Below are 2005 nucleotides of genomic sequence, written 5' to 3' on the forward strand. Positions count from 1 at the left end.
TCTTGAAAATGATTTGCGGAAAAAATGTTTTGCAGCTTTTTGAGGAAAAAGAAAGGAATTTTGAGGGATTAACGAATCAAGAAAAGTCGAATTTCGAGACTTAAAAATATGGCATATATAAAAATTTAGGGTGGGCAAGATTTAAACAAAAGCGATATGATGCTTTGGCCAATCTTTTGCCTGCAATGGCCATTGCTCAAAAAAATTAGGAAGATATCCGTAATCCAGGGGCGGCTTTTTGTATCTACAGTCAAGTCTTGTCAAAGACAGGTAAACCATCTTCTGAAGTTAAAGGAAATTGGCAACAATGTCGTCAATTAATCGAACCTCGTGTAGCTGCGGGTACTATTAATTCTGAAGAGGATGGATGGTTATATGAACAGGACTTACGCACAGCCACCATATCTAGTAGGGGCGAATGGCATTCGCCCTCTACAGATAGCGTTTTGTCTAGGAATTTGCGTAAGTCCTGATGAAGCTAAAAAACAATTAACAATTAACAATTACATTGTTTGAAGAAAAGAAAGCAAGAGGTTGTCCGAAGCGAGGCGGCAATCTAAACAGTTAACCTTTTGGAAAAAGTATTAACTTAGCCGAAGCAATCTCCGAGATTGCCACGGGGGTGAAAGAAAGCCAAGCGGTTGTCACTGCAAGAAAGCCAAGCAATTGTCATTGCGAGGCGGTAATCTAAACAGTTAACCTTTTGGAGAAAGTATTAACTTAGCCGAAGCAATCTCCGAGATTGCCACGGGGGGGTTAAGGATTGGCAAACTAAGATAATTACTTTCTCAGCCCCCCTCGCAATGACAGTTTGAGGTTGTCATTAAACTTTAATTATTAATCATTATGAAACTCAATTGGAAAGGAACAATTCAGGCTTTATTGAGCTTAACACTTATCGGATGGGCGACTCCTGTCTTAAGTAGTCCCATTCATGTGCTTATTGATGTTCGGGGGAATGTCGAGGTAAAAAAGACACAATGGAAGGATTTTTATCAAGCTGAGTCTGGTATTACTCTCAGTGGTGAGGACAAAATTAAACTAAGAAGTAATGCTTCGGTAACGGTTTATTGTAGCGATCTGAATCAACGGACAGTAGAACAAGCAGGAACGTATCCTGTTTCTGAGGTATGTCCTGAAAGAGAGGCAGTTATTAGATTATGCCCAGATTGTAATAACGATAAACTCCGCGATCCTACTCTCAGAGAAGAAAAGCTAAAAGAACTGCCATATCTGATTAGTTCCCGCAATACTTACGTTTTGAATGAGCCGTTAACTATTCGCTGGAATGAAGTTCCTGGGGCAACTAACTATACAGTTAAGGTTGAGGATTGGGAAGGAGAAACCAATGAAACCCAAATTCTTTATGATGGAAAGTTGGAACCTGGGAAATCTTATTTTGTAACTATAGTCGCGGATAATGGCGCTCGTTCTGCACAAGAAGGCGAGCATTGGTTTTCTGTGTTAGAGGATGAGGAAGCAAAGACTGTACGGGAACAAGTAGCGAATATTAAGCAGCAGGAATTAACTCAAGAGCAAGAAGGATTGATTTTAGCTTATTTCTACCGAGGGAATCAGTTAAATGAAGATAATCAACTAAATTTTGAGGTAATTCAGGTATTGGAAGGGTTAGTCAAATCTGGAAGTCAGACAGCAACGGTTTATCAGTTGTTGGGAGATAGTTACCGACAGGTAGGATTGAGTTTAATGGCGAAGGAGGTTTATCAGCAAGGATTGGCGTTGACTGTGGAGGAGGAGATGAGCGAAGTTAAGGCGATGATGCAATTGGGATTAGGGAAGGTGGAATATGTGTTAGGTAATGGGGATGAGGCAGCAGAGTGGTTGGAGAAGGCAAGAGTAAATTATTTAGCTTTAGTAAAGAGCTATATAACAAAGAGGAAAAACTAATAAATAGAATTTTAGGGAGAGATTGATTATGAAAAAGAGTTTGATCGAGTTATCTATATCGTCTGTGGTTGCTCTTGTTGGGGTGACTGGTTTTTGA

At 39.9% G+C, this 2005-nt stretch carries 2 protein-coding genes; both read left to right on the forward strand.

Annotation, left to right across the window (positions count from 1 at the left end; translation table 11 throughout):
* Positions 1–257: 257 nt before the first annotated feature.
* A complete protein-coding gene (locus tag F6K40_RS39920; RefSeq protein WP_293145787.1) occupies positions 258–473 on the forward strand; it encodes a hypothetical protein in 216 nt (71 codons plus the stop codon).
* Positions 474–846: 373 nt separating this feature from the next.
* Positions 847–1908 carry a tetratricopeptide repeat protein gene (locus F6K40_RS39925; protein ID WP_293145788.1) on the forward strand — a complete coding sequence of 354 codons (1062 nt, stop codon included), beginning with the start codon at positions 847–849 and terminating at the stop codon, positions 1906–1908.
* The last annotated feature ends 97 nt before the right edge of the window (positions 1909–2005 follow it).

The organism is Okeania sp. SIO3I5, from assembly GCF_010672085.1.
GTDB lineage: Bacteria > Cyanobacteriota > Cyanobacteriia > Cyanobacteriales > Microcoleaceae > Trichodesmium.